Genomic DNA, 20,552 nt, shown 5'->3' on the forward strand with positions numbered 1-20,552 from the left:
TATTCGTTACTCGGAGCGATCAGGCATCCAGCGCTGTGCGGATACCGCCAACAATATCTCCCACGGCGGCGGCTATCTGCTCGGGCGACTGTTCGTACCGATCACCCATGGTGCTCACCAGGACGCTACCGATCACAACGCCGTCGGCCAGCGCGGACAGCTTGCGAGCCGTTTCCGGATCCTTGATGCCGAAGCCGATACATAGGGGCAGATCGGTCAGTTTACCAAACTCGTCCAGCTTGGCCTTGACCGCGTCCACATCCAGGTGTCCTGCGCCGGTCACCCCCTTGAGGGAGACATAGTAAATAAAGCCGCTGGCGAGGGCGGACACCTGCCGGGCGCGTTCAACACTGGTGGTCGGCGCCAGCAGCAGGATGTTGTCCATGCCCACGGCGGTCAACTCGCGCTTGAGCGGCTCCGCCTCTTCCGGCGGCAGGTCAACCGTGAGCAGCCCGTCGACGCCCGCCTCGGAGGCCAGCTGCGCAATGGTGTCGTAACCCATGCGCTCGATCGGGTTGGCGTACCCCATCAGTACCACCGGCGTATCGGCATCGGTTTCCCGAAACTGGCGCACCAGCTCCAGAGTGCCGCGCAAGCTGATTTTGTGCTCCAGCGCCCGCTCGTGGCCCCGCTGGATCACCGGCCCCTCCGCCATCGGGTCAGAAAAGGGAACCCCCAGCTCGATGATATCGGCCCCCTGCCTGACCAGTTCGTGCATCGCGGGCAGCGTGGCTTCGGGGTAAGGGTCACCATTGACGATATAGGTCACCAGGGCTTTTCTTCCCTGCGAGCGCAGGTCCTGCAGGCGTTTGGCAATACGACTCATGAATTCTCTATCCTGATTCTGCGCTTACACTTCGATGCCATCGAGCTTGGCAACGGTAAGAATGTCTTTGTCTCCACGGCCGGAGAGGTTCACCACAATACTCTGATCCGGACGCATGGTCGGCGCCAGCTTTTCGGCATAGGCCAGGGCATGGCTCGACTCGAGCGCGGGCATGATACCTTCGGTCAGGGTCGTTTTACGGAACGCCGCCAGAGCTTCCTGGTCATTGATCGCCACGTAATTGACCCGTCCCTGATCTTTCAACCAGGCGTGCTCCGGACCCACACCCGGATAATCCAGACCGGCGGAGACCGAGTGGGTCTCGATGATCTGGCCGTTTTCGTCTTCCATCAGATAGGTCCGGTTGCCGTGCAGCACCCCGGGGATACCGGCGCTCAGCGGTGCGGCATGGCGTCCGGTCTCAACGCCGTCACCGCCGGCCTCGACGCCGTACATTTCGACACTGTCATCCCCGAGGAAGGGGTGGAACAGGCCGATGGCGTTGGAGCCGCCGCCCACACAGGCCACCAAGGCATCGGGCAGACGACCGGTCTGCTCCAGACACTGGGCCCGGGCTTCGCGACCGATCACTGATTGGAAATCGCGCACCAACTGAGGATAGGGGTGCGGACCGGCCACGGTGCCGATAATGTAGAAGGTGTCGTCGACGTTGGTGGCCCAGTCACGCATGGCCTCGTTCATCGCATCCTTGAGGGTGCGGGAACCGGAGGTCACGGGAATGACTTCGGCACCGAGCAGCTTCATCCGATAGACGTTCAGGGACTGGCGCTGGACGTCCTCAGCCCCCATGTATACGCAACACTTGAGACCGAGCCGCGCCGCCACAGTGGCCGATGCCACGCCGTGCTGCCCTGCCCCGGTCTCGGCAATCACCCGCTGCTTACCGGTGAACTTGGCCAGCAGTGCCTGACCAATGGTGTTGTTCACCTTGTGGGCACCGGTGTGGTTCAGGTCTTCCCGCTTGAGGTAAATCTGGGCGCCACCCAGTTCGCGACTCCAGCGCTCGGCGTGGTACAGCGGGGATGGGCGCCCGACGTAGTAGGCCAGATCCTTGTCGAATTCCGCCTGAAAATCCGGATCGTTTTTCAGGTCCCCGTAGATGCGCTTGAGCTCATCCAGGGCATAAATCAATGTCTCGGACACAAACCGCCCGCCATAAGGGCCAAAGTGGCCATCGGCGCTGGGAAACTGGCTGTAGTCGGTGTCAGAGTACCGTTTGCTTGAAAACGCTTGAGTCTTAGAGTTCACCTTGATCACCGTTGAGGGCGTTAAACATAAACTGGTTTACTTTGCCGGCATCCTTGAGACCGGGCGACGCTTCTACCCCGCCACTGACATCCACGCCATAAGGGCGGGTCGCGGAGATCGCCTGACGGACGTTGTCGGGCGTCAGGCCACCGGCCAGAATGACCGGTCGCTCAGGGTTGCGAGGCACCCGCTCCCAGTCAAAGGTTTCTCCGGTGCCGCCCGGGACCCCTTTGCGGTAGGCATCCAGCAAAAAACCAGACGCGTGTGGATGCTCTGCCATGGCGGCCATCACATCCAACTCAGGACGCATACGCAACGCTTTGATATATGGACGCCCGTACCGGACGCATTCGTCGGCCGTTTCATCGCCATGGAACTGCAGCAGCTGCAGAGGCACTTCGTTCAGGACCGCGTCGATCGTGGCCGGAGCGGCATTTACAAACAGCCCGACGAGGGTCGCGAACGGCCCTACGGTGCGGGCGACGGCTTTTGCCTGCTCAATGTCCACGGCCCGGGGGCTGGCCGGATAGAACACCAACCCCAGGGCGTGAGCGCCGGCTCTGAGCGCCAGTCGGGCGTCTTCCGAGCGCGTAATGCCGCATATTTTAACCCGAATGTCCTGACTCATGTCCGCCCTGTCCGCCGCTGTGAAAACAGACCGGGGATACTAGCAGAAATCCGCACAAATTGCTGCCAGAGGCCGCCGGATCAGGGATTTTCCATCAATCCACCCAAGGGCTCAGGCACAAAAATCGGGCCCGGCTGACCGCTGGGCAGGCCAAAGGCCGCCGGGTAATCGACATGGACCAGGTACAGTCCAAAGGGGCGCGCCGTCACCCCACCGGCGCTGCGGTCCCGGGCCACCAGGATATCCGCCGCCCAGCCAATGTCCGCCTCGCCGGCGCCAATCGCAAGCAGAACGCCCACGATATTGCGCACCATATGGTGTAAAAACGCGTTGGCCCGGACTTCGAGCACAATCAGGTCGCCGCGCCGGACGAGATGCAGGTAGTCTATCCGGCGAACCGGGCTGCGCGCCTGGCACTGACTGGCCCGAAAGGAGGTGAAGTCGTGCTCCCCGACCAAGGCCTGGGCCGCCTCACGCATGGCCCCGACGTTCAACCGCTTGCGGGACCAGGTAATGTGCTGGTGGGTCAGCGCCGAGTAGGTGTCGCGATCGGAAATCAGGTAGCGGTAGGTGCGTGAGCGGGCACTGAAGCGCGCGTGAAAACCGGGCTCAACCGGCCTGGCCCAGCGTACCGCTATATCAAAGGGCAACTGAGCACGGGTGCCGAGCACCCAGGCCTTTTCCGGCCTCTCGGCCATCGTGTCGAAGTGGACAATCTGACCGGTGGCGTGAACCCCCGCATCGGTCCGGCCGGCGCAGATCAGGGAAATCGGCTCGTTGGCCACGGCGCTGAGCGCCCGCTCCAGATGCCCCTGCACCGTCGGAACCCCACTGGGTTGCGTCTGGAATCCGTGGTAGTGGGTTCCCTGATACTCGACCGCCAACGCGACCCGGTGCATCCCCTCGGGCCACTCGGTATCGGGAAAGATTTCGGCGTTGCGCTTGTAGGCTCTGGGCTGGGCCTGACTGGTTTCGGTCATCACTTACTCTTGCCTCGACAATCGGCCGCTTTAGAGAACTCAATCAGCCCCCCAAAAACCGCCAATCCTGAAAAACATTGCCACCCCTGAAAAAACAAAGCCCTGCGCACAGGATGCGCAAGGCTTTGCAGGAGAACCAGCCGGAAAAATCAGCTTTCGATTCGACCCAACAGCTCCTCCGCTTCCTGCTGCTGCTGTTCGTTGCCCTCCTGGCGCACCTCTTCCAGAATATCGCGGGCACCGTCCGCATCACCCATATCGATATAGGCACGGGCCAGATCCAGCTTGGTCGCCGCCTCATCGGTGTCGGCGAGGAAATCCAGCTCCGCATCCATATCCTCATCGGACTCTTGAGAATCCGACTCCGTGGCCGCTGAATCATCGGAGGCCAACCCAGACAACGCCTCTTCAAACACCTGGTCTTCATCGACATCGGCCGAAGCCGGCTCTGGCGTCTGAGCGGCGGTGTCCGCCTGGGGAGTGTTTTCAGGCTCTGAATCGGACGCACCTTCGAGGTCGGCATCCAGATCGCTCATTTCTTCATCCAGTGAGGACAGATCCAGATCACCGGTTTCCAGGGCATCCAGGTCAAAATCGTCACTGTCATCCGCTGCGGGCTTCGCCTCCACTCCGGGCTCCTGGTCACGCTGAGCATCAGACCAGTCTTCGGCCAATGCATCGTCCAGGTCCGCAAACGCATCCTGACCCGCCTCCTGTTCATCCTCAGAGGTCGCGTCCCGGTCCAGGCCGGATTCGTGTACGGTCAACTCGTCATCCGCGTCATCCTGAAAATCCAATGACAGGTCGTCGTCTTCAGCGACCGATTCAGAACCTTTGTCTGAATCCGCACCATCCATTGGCTCCAACGTCAGGGAAGAGGTCTCCGCAGGCTCCTCGTCCAGATCGGAAAGCGCATCGTCCAGAGCTTCGATACCACCTTCGGAGGAGGTCTCATCCAGCTCAAAATTCCAGTCATCATCGGTGCTGACGCTGTCGGTGACTGGCGCATCGCTTTCGCCCACTTCATCGTCCAGCTTGAGATCCAGCTCGGGGAAATCATCCTGATCGCCATCCCCCGCTTCAGCGGTTTTTTCCGACTGCAGGGTGACCTGATCATCCTCATCGTCCAGATCAAAGTCCAGAGAGAACTCCTCGTCAGCTGCCGCTGGTTCGGACTCGTCAAAGGACAGGTCATAGCGGTTCGATGAGGCATCCAGATCCGACTCGGTGGTGACCGGCTCGACGGTTTCCTCCTCCAGGTCCAGATCATCGTCCAGATCGAAGTTGAAGTCATCGTCCAGGCTCAACTCATTGTCATCCGCCGCCTTCTGGTCACTCTGCGACGCCTTGGGCTCTTCCTCCAGATCGAGATTGAAGTCGAAATCATCGCTGTCGCTCTGTTCGAGCGAGCTGAAATCGTCCTGCTCATCAACAGGCGCAGTGGCGCCGGTATCCAGTGCGTTGACATCAAATTCTCCGGCACCGGGAATCGTGTCCCGCAGTTCACCGGCACGCTGAATGGCCGACCGATCATCGGTACCCAGCAGGGTGGAATAGTGGCGATCAAACGCCTCTACGTCGCGATTTTCGGCATAGACTTCCAGCAGCTTGGACAGGATGGCCGGAGAAGCGGGCTCTTTTTCCAGCCCCTTGAGCAGCAGCTCTTCCGCCTGATCCAGTTTGCCATAGGCGATGTAAATATCCGCCTCACCAACCACATCACCGGTTTCGGCTTCAACGGAATCATCGGTCTGCTCATCCCAGGCGTCCGGCTCCTCCGGTTCGGCATCTTCCTGCGCCAGATCAATACTGTCGTGGTCACTGCCCGACTCATCGGGCTCAAACTCTTCCGCGAATCCCTCTTCGTCAAACGCTGGCTCAAAATCGTCATCACTGTCTCGTTCAACCGGGGTTTCACCACTCTGGCGTCGACGCAGCAGCGCCAACACACCCAGCAGGATGACCAGGACACCGGCACCGATCCACAGGAGGTTGTCCATCACGTGATCCATCAGGGTTTTTTCCTGAGGAATGGAGCGCACGACCCGCTTGCTGCGGTCCACCGGCTCTTCCTGTGCGGGCGCGGCGGCCTCAGAGGTGTCCGCCGCGGCGGCGGGAGTCTCAGCCTCTGCCTCGGCTTCCGGAGAAGGCTCAGCCGCAGCCACGTCAGAGGCTTCTTCCTGCGCCTGCTCCGCTTCGCGGTTTTGTTGGGCGCTGGTCTGAAGGGCCCGCAACTGCTCGTTGCTGGCCTCAATCAGGCTTTCCATGGTATCGATCTGCGCTTCCAGCTCTTCCACGCGAGAAGACAGCTCCCGGTTCTCACGGCGGCTCTTTTCAAGTTCTTCCTGGGCGGCTGACAGCTCAGCCTGCAGCTCGGAGCCGGAATCCGTGCTGGCACCTCCGCCCTGCCCGGCCTCACCGGAGTTACCCTGGCTCGGCGCCGCCAGGCGCACCTGACCGCTGACATCGCTGGGACCGCTGCGCTGGCTGGCGCCGCGCTGACCGGCATCCAATTGGGCTCCCAGGGCGCCACCCGACCACTCACGATTGTGCTCGGCCACTTCGCGTACCGCATTCTGCGGGTTCAGGTTGCGAATTTCGTCGCGGTTGGGCAGGCGCAGAACCTGACCCTCGCGGAGAAGATTGATGTTGCCATTGATGAAGGCTTCGGGATTTTTACGCTGAATCGCCAGCATGGTCTGCTGAACTGACAGGTCGCGACCCGGACGAACCCGCAGAGCAATCTCCCACAGGGTGTCATTGGACGTGACCGAATAGGTATCGCCGTCGTAGCCCGCCTGGGGACGGGTTTCAGATTCAGCACGCTGACGCGGCTGCGGACGTGCTTCGGGTTGGCGTTCGGCGGCCGACCGGGTACCGCCCGACGTGGCGGATTGCACCGGCTGGGCCTGACGCTCGTCATCGAAGGTGGGCAGATCCAGCAGGAAGGTGTATTCGCGCAGCAGACGGCCACTGGCCCAACGCGCCTCCACCAGGAAGTTCATGTAGGGCTCCCGCACCGGCTGTTGCGTGGTCACCCGCACAATTGGGCCTTCGGGATGGTCCAGCAACAATTCGAACTCAAGCTGACCGTAGAACGCCATGCGCTCAAGGCCGGCACGCTCAAAATCTTCCTGGGAAGCCAGCCGGACGATAATCTCGTTGCGACTCAACCCTCTCAGGTTGGTCAACTGGATGTCCGCCTGGAAGGGCTGATTGAGCGCCGACTTCAACTCGGACTCCCCAAGCCCCAGGGCAAATCCCGGTTGAGCAACCAGCAAGGCGGCCAATCCGATTACAAAACTCAGCTTACGAAGCAGATGCATAGGACGATCCTTTATTATCTCCCTGGCCCCATGTGCCCGACTGAAGTCATCGACTCTCCCGTCGATTTTGACGGCACGGTGAACCTGATTTGGCTTAGCAGGAGTTATAAAACCTAGAATAATTCTTCACTAATGGCTGTAAGTATTCATTATAAGTAGCTTTTTATCAACACTTAAGCCCGTCAACTGGGGGGCTTTATGGCATGTTTTTATACATTATTTGCACCGCCGCACAAAAAATAACGATTTTGACGCCGGCGGCGGGGAACTTTTCTGAGATCCAGATCGACCGCCCCACCCTTTCATAAAAAAAGCCCCGCGCGGTCAGACCGGGCGGGGCTCGTCTTGCCCGAGGACAATCAGGCCTCTTTGAGAATGCGCAATACGCGACGAAGCGGCTCGGCAGCACCCCAGAGAAGCTGGTCGCCCACCGTGAAGGCGGACAGGTACTGGGAACCCATATTCATTTTGCGCAAGCGACCCACCGGCACCGTGAGGGTACCTGTCACCGCGGTCGGTGTCAGGTCACGCAGGGTGGCTTCACGCTCGTTCGGCACCACTTTGGCCCACTGGTTGGCCTCGGCCAGCATGGACTCGATTTCATCCAGCGGCACATCTTTGTTCAGTTTGATGGTCAGTGCCTGACTGTGGCAGCGCATGGAGCCGATGCGCACACAGAGCCCATCGATGGGCACCGGGTTGTCGCTGCGACCGAGAATCTTGTTGGTCTCTACATGCCCTTTCCACTCTTCCTTGCTCTGGCGGTTGTCCAGCTGCTTATCGATAAACGGCAGCAGGCTCCCCGCCAGGGGCGCTCCGAACTGGTCGGTCGGGAAGTCGTCGCTGCGCATGGCGGCGGCCACTTTGCGGTCGATATCCAGGATCGCCGAGGCGGGATCTTCCAGCTCACTGGCGACCGAGTCGCGCAGGCCACCCATCTGGTTGAGCAGTTCGCGCATGTTCTGGGCGCCGGCACCACTGGCGGCCTGGTAGGTCATGGAGGTGGCCCACTCGACCAGGTTGTTCTGGAACAGGCCACCGAGGCCCATCAGCATGAGGCTGACGGTGCAGTTGCCACCGACGTAGTTTTTCACGCCTTTGGCGATGCTGTCTTTGATGACGTCCAGGTTGACCGGGTCCAGCACCAGAGCGGCGTCGTCGGCCATACGCAGGGTGGAGGCGGCGTCGATCCAGTAGCCTTTCCAGCCGCTGTCGCGCAGTTTTCCGAACACTTCAGTGGTGTAGTCGCCGCCCTGACAGGTGACAATGGCGTCGAGGGCCTTGAGGGCGTCCAGGTCAAAGGCATCTTTCAGGGGCGGCACGCCGTCCACCACCGCGGGGGCTTTACCACCGGCGTTGGAGGTGGAGAAGAACACCGGCTCGATGTCCGCAAAGTCGTTCTCTGCCTGCATGCGCTCCATCAATACGGAGCCGACCATGCCGCGCCATCCGATAAAACCTACTTTCATAATAGTTCTCTCTTTCTCAGTGAGTGAATTCTGTTGTTGCCTTGAATGTTTGTGGTCTTATGGTAGTCCGGTCTGAGGTGGAGGATACCGTTCGAAGACCCGCCGTAAACCCGTCCCTGGGGGCTTCTCATCGGCATCCATGCCTCAGAGAGTCTTCGAACGGTATCCTCCACCTCAGACCTCAGTGCCAAAGTTTGCGTAGGGCGGATAAGCGCGAAGCGCGCATCCGCCGTTACCCACGCAATGACACCACATGGATACCCTACGAATTAAGCGCCGCAACCACCGCATCGCCCATTTCCGCCGTGGACACCTTGCGACTACCCTCGGTGACGATATCCGCGGTGCGCAACCCCTGGTCCAGCACTTTGCCCACGGCCGCCTCAATGGCGTCAGCCGCATCGGTCATAGACAGAGAATAGCGCAACATCATCGCGGCGGACAGTATGGTCGCCAGCGGGTTGGCGATGCCCTGGCCGGCAATATCCGGGGCCGAGCCGTGGCAGGGCTCGTACATGCCGCAGCCATTTTTATCCAGGGACGCCGAGGGCAACATGCCGATGGAGCCGGTAAGCATGGCGGCGGCGTCGGAGAGGATGTCGCCGAACATGTTGCCGGTGACGATCACGTCAAATTGCTTGGGCTCGCGCACCAGTTGCATGGCGGCGTTGTCCACGTACATATGAGACAGTTCCACGTCCGGGTACTCCGGCGCCAGGCGGTCCATGACTTCGCGCCAGAGCATGGTGGCTTCCAACACGTTGGCTTTGTCTACCGAGCAGACTTTCTTGTTCCGTTTGCGAGCCATTTCGAACGCGGTACGACCGATTCGCTCGATCTCGCTTTCGCTGTATTTGTAGGTGTTGAACCCTTCCCGTTCGCCATTCTCCAGGGTGCGGATGCCTCGGGGCTCTCCAAAGTAGATGCCACCGGTGAGCTCGCGGACGATCAGGATATCCAGCCCGGACACCACTTCCGGCTTGAGGCTGGAGGCTTCCACCAGTTGCGGGTAGAGCATGGCCGGGCGCAGGTTGGCGTATAGCTCCAGGGAAGAGCGGATTTTCAACAGGCCTTTTTCCGGCCGGATGGCCCGATCCAGCTTGTCCCATTTCGGGCCACCCACAGCGCCGAGCAGAATCGCATCGGACTGGCGGGCTTTTTCCAGGGCTTCGTCGGCCAGAGGTACACCGTGTTTGTCGATGGAGCAACCGCCCATCAGGTCTTCTTCAAAGCTCAGGCCGAGCTGGAACTGGTCGTTGACCACATCCAGTACTTTTTTGGCTTCGGCCACGATTTCCGGACCAATGCCGTCGCCCGGGAGTAGTAGAATCTGTTTTCCCACTGGGGGTCTCCTGTTTAATTCCTGGTAGATATTTGTAATCTTCGGTCTACGGTAAATTCGGATATTGTGTTAACGGCGGATGCGGGCTTCGCCCTTATCCGCCCTACGAATAGCAAGGCAGTTCGCGTAGGGCGGATAAGCAAAGCGCATCCGCCGTCACCCAGCTATTTCTTTACCGCAATCCGTCAAAAAGCCAGGGGGCGTCTTTGCGGCGCTGCGCTTCGTAGGCCTCGATCGCATCGGCATGTTCAAGCGTCAGACCGATATCATCCAGACCATTCAGCAGACAGTGCTTGCGAAACTCATCGATCTCGAATGCAAACGACTCGCCGCTCGGTGTGGTGACCGTCTGCTGCTCCAGATCGATGGTCAACTGATACCCTTCCTGTTCATACATCTCGTTGAACAGGCGGTCGACAACCTTCGCATCCAGAACGATCGGCAAAAGACCGTTCTTGAAGCAGTTGTTGTAAAAAATCTCCGCAAAACTCGGCGCGATCACACAGCGGAAGCCGTAATCGTCCAGCGCCCAGGGCGCGTGCTCACGACTGGAACCACAGCCGAAGTTTTCCCGGGCAAGCAGCACCGTCGCACCCTGATAGCGCTCGAAATTGAGCGGAAATTCCGGGTTGAGCGGGCGCCCGGTGCACTCCTGATCCGGTTGCCCCTCGTCGAGGTAGCGCAGTTCGTCAAACAGGTTTTTGCCAAACCCGGTGCGCTTGATCGACTTCAAAAACTGCTTGGGGATGATCATGTCGGTATCGACATTGGCGCGATCCATGGGCGCCGCAATGCCGGTCATCTGGGTAAAGGATTTCATGCGGCCTGCCCTCCAGTAATTTCACGCACATCGACAAAATGGCCCGCAATGGCGGCCGCCGCGGCCATTGCCGGACTGACCAGGTGGGTGCGGCCACCGTAGCCCTGACGTCCCTCGAAGTTTCGGTTCGAGGTGGAGGCACAGTGCTCACCGGCACCCAACTTGTCGGCGTTCATGGCCAGACACATGGAACAGCCCGGCTCACGCCATTCGATACCGGCGTCGATAAAGATTTTATCCAGGCCTTCTTTTTCCGCCTGAGCTTTCACGGTACCGGAGCCCGGCACCACAATCGCTTCCTTGACTGAATCGGCTTTGCGTTTGCCTTTGACCACCGCGGCCGCCGCCCGAATGTCTTCAATCCGGGAGTTGGTGCAGGAGCCGATAAACACCCGATCGAGCTTGATGGAGCGCATCGGCTGACCGGCCTGAAGCCCCATATACTGCAGAGCCCGCTTCATGCTTTCGCGCTTGACCGCATCTGCTTCCGCCTCCGGGTCCGGCACAGAGTCGTCAATGGACACCACCATCTCCGGCGAAGTCCCCCAACTGACCTGGGGCTTGATGTCCTCACCGCGCATTTCCACCACGCGGTCGAAGTGCGCGCCTTCGTCGCTCTTGAGGTCGCGCCAGGCTTCTACCGCCTTGGTCCAGTTTTCGCCTTTGGGCGCGTAAGGCCGACCTTCCACGTAGTCGATGGTGGTCTGATCCACTGCCACCATGCCCGCGCGGGCACCGGCTTCGATGGCCATATTGCAGACGGTCATCCGCCCTTCCATGCTCATATTGCGGAACACATCGCCACCAAACTCGATGGCATAACCCGTACCGCCGGCAGTACCGATCTTGGCAATGATGGCCAAGACCACATCTTTCGGAGTGACACCGGGGCCGAGTTCACCGTCGACCCGGATCAACATGTTCTTCATTTTCTTGGCGACCAGACACTGGGTGGCCATCACATGCTCCACCTCACTGGTACCAATGCCGTGCGCCAAGGCACCCAAGGCACCGTTGGTGGCGGTATGGGAGTCGCCACAAACGATGGTCATGCCCGGCAGACTGGCGCCGGACTCCGGCCCGATCACATGCACAATGCCCTGGCGCTGATCGTTGATCTTGTACTCGGTGATACCGTACTCGTCGCAGTTGTCGTCGAGGGTTTTCACCTGGATCAGGGACACCGGATCCTGAATACCGGACACGCCCGAGGCCCGCTCTTTCGAGGTGGTCGGGACGTTGTGGTCCGGCGTGGCCAGGATGGAATCGGCCCGCCAGGGTTTACGACCCGCCAAGCGCAGGCCTTCAAAGGCCTGGGGCGAAGTCACTTCGTGGATGATGTGCCGATCAATATAGATCAAGGCGGAGCCATCGTCGCGCTTTTGCACGAGGTGGGCATCCCACAATTTGTCGTAAAGGGTTCTGGCGCTCATAAGGGTTGTCTTCTCAAAGCAGATCACGATTTGAGGGTATTTTAAGGGCCCACAACCAATAAAACAAATTTATAATTTTTATCTATTGCATTCCATTCCGGAATGGATAGACTGACAGCTTATGGATACCCAACACCTGCAAGCCTTTGTCGCCGTCGCCGAAACCGGCTCGTTTTCCGCCGCCGGCCAGCGCCTGCACCTGACCCAGCCCGCCGTAAGCAAGCGCATCGCCACCCTGGAGCAACAACTGAACAGCCCCCTGTTCGACCGGGTGGGCCGGCAGATCAGTCTCACCCATGCCGGTTTATCGTTACTGCCCAATGCCAAGCGGATCCTGCAGGAGGTGGCGGACGCCGAACGCGCCATTACCGACCTTCAGGGCGAGGTGCGCGGCGCGCTGAGTATTGCCACCAGTCACCACATCGGCCTGCACCGCCTGCCCCCTACACTTCGCCACTTCACCGAGCGCTACCCCGAGGTGAAACTGGATCTGCACTTTCTGGATTCGGAGCAGGCCTATGGGGAAGTGCTGCAAGGACGCTTTGACCTGGGCATTGTCACCCTGGCGCCGGAATCGGACCCTCGCATGGCCGAGGACATCATCTGGCGCGACCAACTGCACTTCGTGGTGTCGCACAATCACCCCCTGGCCCAGCGAAAGTCCCTGACATTGGCGGATCTCAGCCCCTGGCAGGCGATTTTGCCGGATACCAACACCTATACCACCCGACTCGTTCAGGCGCTGTTCGACGAGCAGTCCCTGACGCTTGATGTGGGCATGGTGACCAACCACCTCGACACCCTGAAGATGATGGTTTCGATTGGCCTCGGCTGGGGAGTGCTACCGCAGACTCTGCTGGGTGATGGTCAAGTACACCCTTTGCCCCTGGACCACACGGTGATCACCCGCAACCTCGGGGCCATTCATCACAAACAACGCAGCTTGAACAATGCCGCGCGAGTCTTCCTGCAGTTATTACAGGGATAATACCCAGCCGCGCTGATTTGCTCTGCGTCACACTTTTTGTAGCCTGCTCTGCTAAGATACGGGGCAGTCCATTCACCCAACCAACACAATGGGAACGATGTTATGAAAAAAGTAATGCTTGCAAGTGGTCTGATGCTGGCTGCACCGCTCGCCTCAGCGGATTTTCTCGGCGTATACGCGGGCGCTGGCCAATGGCAAAGCGATTACTCCGGCGTCATCGGTGATGCCAATAACGATATTGATGTCAACGAGCTGGGCCTGAACGAAAGCGACAACAACTTCTTTTACGTCGCGTTTGAACACCCGATTCCGCTGCTTCCCAATGTGCGTCTTCAGCACACCGACCTGAGCAGCTCTCAGTCGGCCACCATCGTCGACACCTTCACCCTGGACGGCGAGACTTTTACCCCCGGCGAAGTGGCCACAGACGTTGACCTGACCCATATCGATGGCACTTTGTATTATGAATTACTGGATAACTGGGTGAGCTTTGACCTGGGCCTGACCATCCGAAAATTCGATGGCTATGTACAGGCCGAAAGCGAAACGGTCGGCAATTCTCAAAACGTCGTGTTGGATGAAGCCATTCCCATGGTGTACGGCAAGGCCCGTTTTGATCTGCCGTTGACCGGCCTGTCTGTGGGCGGCCAGGCGAACGTGATCAATTACGACGACAACAGCCTGAGCGACATGAGCGTCAACGTGGCTTATGACTTTATTGACTCTATGGCGCTGGATCTGGGTATCGAAGTCGGCTACCGGCAGATGAACCTGGAGATCAATGAAGACGTGACCGCCGATGTGGAATTGAGCGGGCCTTATGCGTCGCTGAATCTGCATTTTTAAGAGACAGCATTCAGAGTCTGGTGACGGCGGATGCGGGCTTCGCCCTTATCCGCCCTACGGCCGAGCGCAGCGGTATAAACAAGCGTAGGGCGGATCGGTCCGACGCATCGGAGCGAAGCGCATCCGCCGTTACCCAATCAGAGCCAACACTCAGCGCAAAATCTCAAACCCATCCGCATCCAGATGGGCGGGAAATGACTCACGATATTGGGTCAGCCTTTCCGCACTGAGCACCGTGGTAAAACACCCTTCGCTATCCTCTGCATTGACCAACACCTCGCCGGCCGGACCATAAATCGCGCTGTCACCACGGTAATCCTGATCCTTCTCATCCACGCCGATACGATTCACGCCCGCCACATAGCTCAGGTTTTCAATCGCCCTCGCCTGCAAAAGGTGCCGCCAGTGTAACGATCGGGCAGCCGGCCAGTTGGCGACATACAGGGCCAGATCATAATCGCCCCGGTTGCGACTCCACACCGGGAATCGCAGGTCATAGCAGATCATCGGCAGAACACGCCAGCCATTCAACTCGACCAACACCCGCTCCTGTCCCACGGCGTAACGCTTGTGCTCGCCGGCCATACGAAACAGGTGCCGCTTGTCATAGTGTACCCAGCTACCGTCGGGGCGCATCCACACCAAGCGATTGCTGTATTGGTCATTGTCCTTCACCACCAGAGAGCCGGTCACCACGGCATTCAGCTCGGACGCCCAGTGCGCCAGCCACTGCCAGGCTCGCCCGCCCACGACTTCAGCGTGGTCACGCGCCGTGGCGCTGAATCCGGTGGTGAACACTTCGGGGAGTATCACCAGGTCACTGCCCCGGGCCCGCTCCAGCCAGGGTTCATAACCGGCCAGGTTACGCTCGGGGTCATCCGGTGCAATGGTGGTCTGAATCAGGGATAAAGTGAGGTCTTGCATACACAGGCTCCCGGAGATTCTCGGAGCCCGGCAGGTCAGGAAGGTGGCATGCCGGGATAAAGGCCCAGCATGCCACAATCGCCACGGGGAATCACGACTGTGCGGGAATCACCGGCGTATCGACACGTACGTCCGCATTCTGTGCCCGGTGACGCAGGCTGTGATCCATCAGCACCAGAGCCAGCATCGCCTCGGCAATGGGGGTTGCGCGAATGCCCACACAAGGGTCGTGACGTCCGGTGGTGATCACCTCCACCGGCTCGCCCTGGACGTCAATGCTGCGCCCGGGCACCCGCAGACTGGAGGTGGGTTTGAGGGCCAGATGAGCCACTATGTCCTGGCCGGAGGAAATGCCGCCCAGAATGCCGCCGGCGTTGTTGGAGGTAAAGCCTTCCGGGGTCAGCTCGTCACGGTGCTCGGTGCCTTTCTGGGCCACCGAATCAAAGCCCGCACCGATCTCCACCCCTTTCACGGCGTTGATGCTCATCAGCGCGTGGGCGATATCCGCATCCAGGCGATCAAAAATCGGCTCGCCCAGCCCCGGCTGCACGCCACTGGCCACCACGGAAATCTTGGCGCCTACGGAATTGCCCTCTTTGGCCAGCGCCTGCATGTAGGTTTCCATCTCCGCCACCTTGGTGGCGTCGGGGCAGAAGAAGGGGTTCTCGCTGATCTGATCCCAATCCACCGACTCAATCGCAATGGGCCCCAACTGCGAAAGGTACCCACGCACTTCGATGCCGTAGCGCTCGCGCAGGTATTTTTTCGCGATCGCACCGGCCGCCACCCGCATGGCGGTTTCCCGGGCGGATGAACGGCCGCCGCCGCGATAGTCGCGCACGCCGTACTTGTGGTGATAGGTGTAGTCCGCATGCGCCGGGCGGAACTGATCCTTAATCTTGGAGTAATCCTTGGAGCGCTGATCGGTGTTTTCAATCAACAGGCCAATGGGCGTACCCGTGGTTTTGCCCTCGAACACGCCGGACAGAATCCGCACCTGATCGGCTTCGCGCCGCTGGGTGGTATAGCGGGACTGACCGGGCTTGCGCCGGTCCAGGTCGAACTGCAGGTCTTCCTCGGACAGCGCCAAGCCCGGAGGGCAGCCATCCACCACGGCGCCCAGCGCCGGGCCGTGGCTTTCGCCAAAAGTGGTCAGGGTAAACAGTTTGCCAAAGCTATTGCCGGACATAATCGGTTCCGAATTTCTCTTAAACGCAAAAGGAGGAATTATACCTCAGAAAAGGCCGCCAGCGCCCGAGCGCTCAGCACGAACACCCCGTGACCGCCCCGCTCGAACTCCACCCAGGTAAAGGGCAGCTTGGGAAAAGCCTGCTCCAGAGCCACCTGGGAGTTGCCCACCTCCACCACCAGAACCCCGTCCTCGGTCAAGTGTCGAGGCGCCTCGGCGAGCAGGCGCCGGGTAAAGTCCAGGCCATCATCCCCGGAGCCCAGCCCCAGCTCAGGCTCGGCATGATACTCCGCCGGCATGCTGGCCAGATCACGAGCATCCACATAGGGCGGATTGCTGACGATCAGATCGTAGCGACGCTCACCGAGGGCCGCAAACCCATCGGACTCCAGGGCCTCAACCCGCCCCTCCAACTGGTGGGCCTTGATGTTGGCCCGGGCGACGTCCAGCGCATCCGGGGAAATATCGCTCAGGTCGACCTGAGCCTCAGGAAAGGCATAGGCACACGCAATACCGATACAGCCACTTCCGGCACACAGATCCAGCACCCGCTCCGGCTCCAGCTCCAGCCAGGGCTGAAACCCGGCTTCGATCAACTCGGCGATAGGCGAGCGCGGGACCAGCACCCGCTCGTCCACCGCAAAACGCAAGCCACAGAACCAGGCCTCGCCGGTCAGATAGGCTGCCGGCACCCGCTCGCGGATGCGTCGGTCCAACAGCGCAGCAACCGTCTCTCGCTCGGCATCAGTCAAACGCGCATCCAGCCATTCCTGGCGACTGTTCTGAACCGGCAAGTGCAGTGCATGCAACACCAGTTGGACTGCCTCATCCCAGGCGTTGTCGGTACCGTGGCCGAAGAACAGCCCCTCGGCATTGAAGCGACTGGCACCCCAGCGAATAAAATCTCGAACGGTTTTCAGTGGCGCCCAGGGCGGCAAGACATCAGCAGATGACACGAGGCGGATCCTTTGTGATGCGGTAAAAAAACGCTATTGTACCGATTCTGAGGCACCCGTGGGTCGCATTTCTCCCAATCGGGACAGGTGATCCCAAACGATAGACAGGTCGTAAAAAGCCCTTTACCAATTTGGCCGCTTGACGTAGGGTAGCCGCCCTCCTGATAAGCTTGCAGGCCCCTACAGGGTTGAGGAACAGACAATGAAAGAACATTTTGCCCGGATTATTGAAGGCATCGGCGAAGATCTGACACGTCCGGGACTGGTGGATACCCCCAAGCGGGCCGCCAAAGCCTTCCAGTTTTTGACCAAAGGATACGAGCAGGACCTGGAGGAAGTCGTCAATGGCGCCCTCTTCCCCTCCGACTCCAGCGAAATGATCATGGTCAAGGACATCGAGCTGTACTCCCTGTGCGAGCACCATCTGCTGCCCTTTATCGGTAAGGCTCATGTCGCCTACATTCCCACCGGGCATGTGTTGGGTCTGTCAAAGGTGGCCCGGATTGTGGACATGTTTGCGCGCAGACTGCAGATTCAGGAGCAACTTACGGTACAGATTGCCGAATCCATCCAGAACATCACCGGCGCCTCGGGCGTGGGCGTGATCATCGAGGCACAGCACATGTGCATGATGATGCGCGGCGTGGAAAAACAGAATTCGGTGATGAAAACCTCGGCCATGCTGGGCACCTTCCGCAGCAATCAGGCGACCCGCACCGAATTTCTGTCACTGCTTCGCTAGCCAGGTTCAAACGTCCGATAATCAGCGCTCGGGTAAACGCACCACCTCCACCCGGGCGCTGCGCTCCCCCTTGCCCGCCGGAGACAGACTTCCCAACCCAAAGACCGGGATCCGTTGCTCACTGACTCCCTGCGCTTTGAGTTTTTCCCGCACCTGTTCGGCGTAATGCAGCGACTGGGATTGCTGCGCCTCCAGAGAGTCCGCACCGTAGTCATGGCCGACCAGCGCCACGACCCAACCGGATTCCTGCCGCAACAGGGTGGCCAGCGCATCGATGGCCGATTCGGAAACCGACACCCGCCAATCCTGCGCCGAACCCACGACATCAAACCCGGGCAGCACAAAATAGCCTGCCTCACGCAAGCGCTCACCCAGCACCGCAGGACTCAGGGTCAGCGCCGGCCGATCCACTTCCGGCATCTGCACCAGGTCCAACTGGACGTACACCCGCCGGTTCCCGCGACGCACAGAGTACAGGCTCGCGTAATAAACCGTGTCATCGCGCACGATTTCATACACACTGTAGTACTGGAATTGATCCAGACCGTATAGCTGAATCACGTTGAAGTGGTTGTTGGCCCAGTTGATACTCCCGCCGCACTCACGCTCCTCACAGGCAAACAGCTCGCGGGCACGACCGCTGGTCAACTGCTCTTCGTAAAACCGGAAACCTTCGCGAGCACTAAAACCCGACGGCAACTCGAGCGTGCGGCTGAGGACATTGCCCTGGACTCGTTGCTCCCGCTCCGCCGACCAGGTTCCGCCGACTTTCTTGAAGGTGGACAGCGCCAGTACATACGTCTGATCCGGGCGGTACTCACGCATCATGACCCGGGCTTCCGGAAAATCCTCCAACCCCAGAAGTTCCGGTACTTGCGTACCATTCTGCGCAACCGCACCGGTTGCGGCCAGCAAAAGAGCCCACCCCGTCAGCGCCATCGACAAAACAAAAGGCAGGGTGCGATAACACTTCAATCGCATGTCATTCTCCCATCAAGATCGGACCACCGAGTGGAGCTATTCATTGGGGGAGTTCATTCCATCCCAACGCCTGGCCGTTGAAAAACCGGCGTAAACATTCGGCCACCTGTGGCGCCTGGGATTCCAGATGCAGGTGATGCCCTCCGGGCAACTCAATCCAGTCGAGCCGATCGGGAAACCGCTGCAGAGCCTCCCGATAATGACTGAATAATCGCGGAATGCCGTCCCGCCCGAGAATCATTGCCATATCCGCCGTGGCACTGGTAAGAAACGCCTCGATATAATCCTCGGTCAGTTTTATCGCAGACGGCGCGAGCAGCCGTTGATCGGTACTCCAGGAGTAGCCGCCATCAACGGCTTTGGTCCCACGCTCGGTCAGCGCCCGGGCCGCGTCGATACTCAGCGGAAACATGCCTCTGGCACGCGCTTTGGCCGCCCGGGCCAGATCCCGGTACACACTGAGCGGTTTACTCCGCAAAGCACTCATCTCCAGGATCGAGCGGGCCAGTTGTCGCGGGGCCGCCTGGGGTTGATGCACTTCCGGCCACAGCGCTTCAATCAGGGCCAACCGGGTAATACGTTCGGGAAACGTGCCCGCCGCTATCATGCCGATAATCCCGCCGCGCGAGTGCCCCAGCAGCGAAAACCGGTCCCACCCCAGTTGATCCGCCACCTCAAACAACTCCGAAACATCTTCCCAGATATTATAGGGGCCGACACCGGCGCGGTGTCCGCTGCGACCGTGTCCCGCGAGATCCAGCGCGACGATGTGGGTATCTGGAAGCAGCGGCGCCAGCGCATTGAAGGTGGCGCTGTTATCAAGCCAACCGTGCAGCGCCAGAATCGGTTCACCGCCCGGCTCACCCCACTCCTGGGCCGCCAGGGTCATACCCGGGAGAGAAAAGGTCCGCTCGCGACTCATGGGCGACCCACTTTATGCTGCGCCGAATCAGCGATGACATCGTCCGTCATGTCGGGGTGCCACCACAACTCGGAACGATCCAGAGGCGTGCGCTCCGGCAGCAGAGGATTGGTCAGTTTCAGCACGTGGCGCTCGGACAATTCCGCGCGCTCAAAAATCGGGCGCTGACTCGGGTGCTGAAAGAACAGCTCATCAAAACTGCCATCCGCGATCGCCCGCTCGAGCCCCTGCTCCAGCCGTTGCGCAAGTGCCGCGTTCTGACGACGCACGAAAAAATAACTGGCCGCCGGGTAGTGCAGCAACAGCCTCGGCTCGACCTTAAGATCAAGTTCCGGACGCTGCGCCACTTCCGCCCAGGGTTCATTCAGAGCGCGGGGGATATAATCAATGCGTCCGTGCCGCAACATGGTGAACAGGGAAAAATAACCACTCGTGGTAACGGGCAGCTCATTGTGCCGAAGGATATCGGTATCCGGCCAATCCGCCGCTTGCCCGGCGACATGTCGGGCGAGTGCTTCCAGAGTCGTCGCATCGGCAAAACGGGCGTGATCGTCGCTTCTGACCACCAGCAACCGGTAACCCGCCATCCCCTTGGTCAGTGGGATGCGCACAGGCCTTAAGTGGCGCTCGCGATTGCGCGTGGTCATACTCCAGAGCACGTCGATCTTTTCGCCTGCGGAAAGCAATCGGAGGATACGCCCCTGGGGAACGCGCAAGGGCACCGCCTGCAGACGGTAATCGCCGAAATCGTCCCGCGTTTTCTCCAGAGCCAAGCGTAGCAGTTGCTCGAAATAGTCGTTTCGCTGGTCCAGGGGGCTGCTCATATCCGGGTAGCGCACCACCAGCGGCTCGCCGCCTTCGGTCGACGCCAGCGAGGCTCCACTCCATAGGATCAAGGTGGCAATTCCGGA

The 20,552-nt window shown here is 59.9% G+C and carries 17 protein-coding genes and 1 pseudogene; 3 read left to right on the top strand and 15 right to left on the bottom strand.

Features of this window, described 5'->3' with window-relative positions; genetic code table 11:
- Positions 1–19: 19 nt before the first annotated feature.
- The 9 genes from trpA to leuC form a co-directional block, all read right to left on the bottom strand.
- Positions 20–826, bottom strand: a complete 807-nt coding sequence (gene trpA, locus EDC38_RS04815) for a tryptophan synthase subunit alpha (protein ID WP_024460383.1) — start codon at positions 824–826, stop codon at positions 20–22.
- A 24-nt stretch (positions 827–850) separates the two neighbouring features.
- On the bottom strand, positions 851–2,095 hold the full coding sequence (gene trpB, locus EDC38_RS04820) for a tryptophan synthase subunit beta (protein ID WP_024460384.1): 1,245 nt from the start codon (positions 2,093–2,095) through the stop codon (positions 851–853).
- Positions 2,085–2,723 (bottom strand): phosphoribosylanthranilate isomerase, encoded by a 639-nt coding sequence (locus EDC38_RS04825; protein WP_123637533.1) that lies wholly within the window; start codon positions 2,721–2,723, stop codon positions 2,085–2,087. Before EDC38_RS04825 ends, trpB begins: the two co-directional genes overlap by 11 nt.
- Before the next feature lie 80 nt (positions 2,724–2,803).
- The gene (truA, locus tag EDC38_RS04830; RefSeq protein WP_123637534.1) at positions 2,804–3,703 is read right to left on the bottom strand and encodes a tRNA pseudouridine(38-40) synthase TruA; all 900 of its coding nucleotides are present in this window, start codon (positions 3,701–3,703) and stop codon (positions 2,804–2,806) included.
- Positions 3,704–3,852: 149 nt separating this feature from the next.
- Positions 3,853–7,029 (bottom strand): FimV/HubP family polar landmark protein, encoded by a 3,177-nt coding sequence (locus EDC38_RS04835; protein ID WP_123637535.1) that lies wholly within the window; start codon positions 7,027–7,029, stop codon positions 3,853–3,855.
- A 359-nt stretch (positions 7,030–7,388) separates the two neighbouring features.
- Positions 7,389–8,498, bottom strand: a complete 1,110-nt coding sequence (gene asd / locus EDC38_RS04840) for an aspartate-semialdehyde dehydrogenase (RefSeq protein WP_123637536.1) — start codon at positions 8,496–8,498, stop codon at positions 7,389–7,391.
- A gap of 262 nt (positions 8,499–8,760) precedes the next feature.
- On the bottom strand, positions 8,761–9,840 hold the full coding sequence (gene leuB / locus EDC38_RS04845; protein WP_123637537.1) for a 3-isopropylmalate dehydrogenase: 1,080 nt from the start codon (positions 9,838–9,840) through the stop codon (positions 8,761–8,763).
- 172 nt (positions 9,841–10,012) lie between these two features.
- Positions 10,013–10,660 carry a 3-isopropylmalate dehydratase small subunit gene (gene leuD / locus EDC38_RS04850; protein WP_123637538.1) on the bottom strand — a complete coding sequence of 216 codons (648 nt, stop codon included), beginning with the start codon at positions 10,658–10,660 and terminating at the stop codon, positions 10,013–10,015.
- Complete coding sequence (leuC, locus tag EDC38_RS04855; RefSeq protein WP_024460391.1) at positions 10,657–12,093, bottom strand: 3-isopropylmalate dehydratase large subunit; 1,437 nt, start codon at positions 12,091–12,093, stop codon at positions 10,657–10,659. Before leuC ends, leuD begins: the two co-directional genes overlap by 4 nt.
- A 121-nt stretch (positions 12,094–12,214) precedes the next feature.
- On the opposite strand from leuC, the gene EDC38_RS04860 reads away from it, so the two are divergent.
- Both EDC38_RS04860 and EDC38_RS04865 read left to right on the top strand, forming a co-directional pair.
- A complete protein-coding gene (locus EDC38_RS04860; RefSeq protein ID WP_024460392.1) occupies positions 12,215–13,081 on the top strand; it encodes a LysR family transcriptional regulator in 867 nt (288 codons plus the stop codon).
- 102 nt (positions 13,082–13,183) lie between these two features.
- Positions 13,184–13,927 carry a TIGR04219 family outer membrane beta-barrel protein gene (locus EDC38_RS04865; RefSeq protein ID WP_024460393.1) on the top strand — a complete coding sequence of 248 codons (744 nt, stop codon included), beginning with the start codon at positions 13,184–13,186 and terminating at the stop codon, positions 13,925–13,927.
- Positions 13,928–14,077: 150 nt separating this feature from the next.
- Here EDC38_RS04865 and EDC38_RS04870 read toward each other — a convergent pair whose 3' ends face one another.
- The 3 genes from EDC38_RS04870 to prmB all read right to left on the bottom strand — a co-directional run bounded on the left by EDC38_RS04870 (position 14,078) and on the right by prmB (position 16,996).
- Complete coding sequence (locus tag EDC38_RS04870) at positions 14,078–14,851, bottom strand: amidohydrolase (protein WP_123637539.1); 774 nt, start codon at positions 14,849–14,851, stop codon at positions 14,078–14,080.
- A 91-nt stretch (positions 14,852–14,942) separates the two neighbouring features.
- Positions 14,943–16,040, bottom strand: coding sequence for a chorismate synthase (aroC, locus tag EDC38_RS04875; RefSeq protein ID WP_123637540.1), 1,098 nt, complete (start codon positions 16,038–16,040; stop codon positions 14,943–14,945).
- A 38-nt stretch (positions 16,041–16,078) separates the two neighbouring features.
- The gene (prmB, locus tag EDC38_RS04880; RefSeq protein WP_246004339.1) at positions 16,079–16,996 is read right to left on the bottom strand and encodes a 50S ribosomal protein L3 N(5)-glutamine methyltransferase; all 918 of its coding nucleotides are present in this window, start codon (positions 16,994–16,996) and stop codon (positions 16,079–16,081) included.
- Positions 16,997–17,195: 199 nt separating this feature from the next.
- On the opposite strand from prmB, the pseudogene folE reads away from it, so the two are divergent.
- A pseudogene (gene folE / locus EDC38_RS04885) lies at positions 17,196–17,738 on the top strand (GTP cyclohydrolase I FolE); the annotation flags it as partial.
- Positions 17,739–17,759: 21 nt separating this feature from the next.
- Here the strand turns inward: folE and EDC38_RS04890 are convergent.
- Genes EDC38_RS04890 through EDC38_RS04900 form a run of 3 tightly spaced genes read right to left on the bottom strand, consistent with a single transcriptional unit; the run spans position 17,760 to position 20,537 of the window.
- Positions 17,760–18,719, bottom strand: coding sequence for a DUF4892 domain-containing protein (locus tag EDC38_RS04890; RefSeq protein ID WP_123637542.1), 960 nt, complete (start codon positions 18,717–18,719; stop codon positions 17,760–17,762).
- Positions 18,720–18,759: 40 nt separating this feature from the next.
- The gene (locus tag EDC38_RS04895; protein WP_123637543.1) at positions 18,760–19,641 is read right to left on the bottom strand and encodes an alpha/beta fold hydrolase; all 882 of its coding nucleotides are present in this window, start codon (positions 19,639–19,641) and stop codon (positions 18,760–18,762) included.
- Positions 19,638–20,537, bottom strand: a complete 900-nt coding sequence (locus EDC38_RS04900) for a substrate-binding periplasmic protein (protein WP_170162852.1) — start codon at positions 20,535–20,537, stop codon at positions 19,638–19,640. Before EDC38_RS04900 ends, EDC38_RS04895 begins: the two co-directional genes overlap by 4 nt.
- Between the last annotated feature and the right edge of the window lie 15 nt (positions 20,538–20,552).

Source organism: Marinimicrobium koreense, assembly GCF_003762925.1.
Lineage (GTDB): Bacteria > Pseudomonadota > Gammaproteobacteria > Pseudomonadales > Cellvibrionaceae > Marinimicrobium > Marinimicrobium koreense.

What these genes read in the sequence shown, in the direction of transcription:
- truA (WP_123637534.1), bottom strand. Translation starts at nt 3,703, where the DNA reads ATGACCGAAACCAGTCAGGCCCAGCCCAGAGCCTACAAGCGCAACGCC.
- EDC38_RS04895 (WP_123637543.1), bottom strand. Translation starts at nt 19,641, where the DNA reads ATGAGTCGCGAGCGGACCTTTTCTCTCCCGGGTATGACCCTGGCGGCC.
- EDC38_RS04860 (WP_024460392.1), top strand. Translation starts at nt 12,215, where the DNA reads ATGGATACCCAACACCTGCAAGCCTTTGTCGCCGTCGCCGAAACCGGC.
- EDC38_RS04865 (WP_024460393.1), top strand. Translation starts at nt 13,184, where the DNA reads ATGAAAAAAGTAATGCTTGCAAGTGGTCTGATGCTGGCTGCACCGCTC.
- trpA (WP_024460383.1), bottom strand. Translation starts at nt 826, where the DNA reads ATGAGTCGTATTGCCAAACGCCTGCAGGACCTGCGCTCGCAGGGAAGA.
- EDC38_RS04835 (WP_123637535.1), bottom strand. Translation starts at nt 7,029, where the DNA reads ATGCATCTGCTTCGTAAGCTGAGTTTTGTAATCGGATTGGCCGCCTTG.
- aroC (WP_123637540.1), bottom strand. Translation starts at nt 16,040, where the DNA reads ATGTCCGGCAATAGCTTTGGCAAACTGTTTACCCTGACCACTTTTGGC.
- leuD (WP_123637538.1), bottom strand. Translation starts at nt 10,660, where the DNA reads ATGAAATCCTTTACCCAGATGACCGGCATTGCGGCGCCCATGGATCGC.
- EDC38_RS04870 (WP_123637539.1), bottom strand. Translation starts at nt 14,851, where the DNA reads ATGCAAGACCTCACTTTATCCCTGATTCAGACCACCATTGCACCGGAT.
- leuC (WP_024460391.1), bottom strand. Translation starts at nt 12,093, where the DNA reads ATGAGCGCCAGAACCCTTTACGACAAATTGTGGGATGCCCACCTCGTG.
- asd (WP_123637536.1), bottom strand. Translation starts at nt 8,498, where the DNA reads ATGAAAGTAGGTTTTATCGGATGGCGCGGCATGGTCGGCTCCGTATTG.
- EDC38_RS04890 (WP_123637542.1), bottom strand. Translation starts at nt 18,719, where the DNA reads ATGCGATTGAAGTGTTATCGCACCCTGCCTTTTGTTTTGTCGATGGCG.
- EDC38_RS04825 (WP_123637533.1), bottom strand. Translation starts at nt 2,723, where the DNA reads ATGAGTCAGGACATTCGGGTTAAAATATGCGGCATTACGCGCTCGGAA.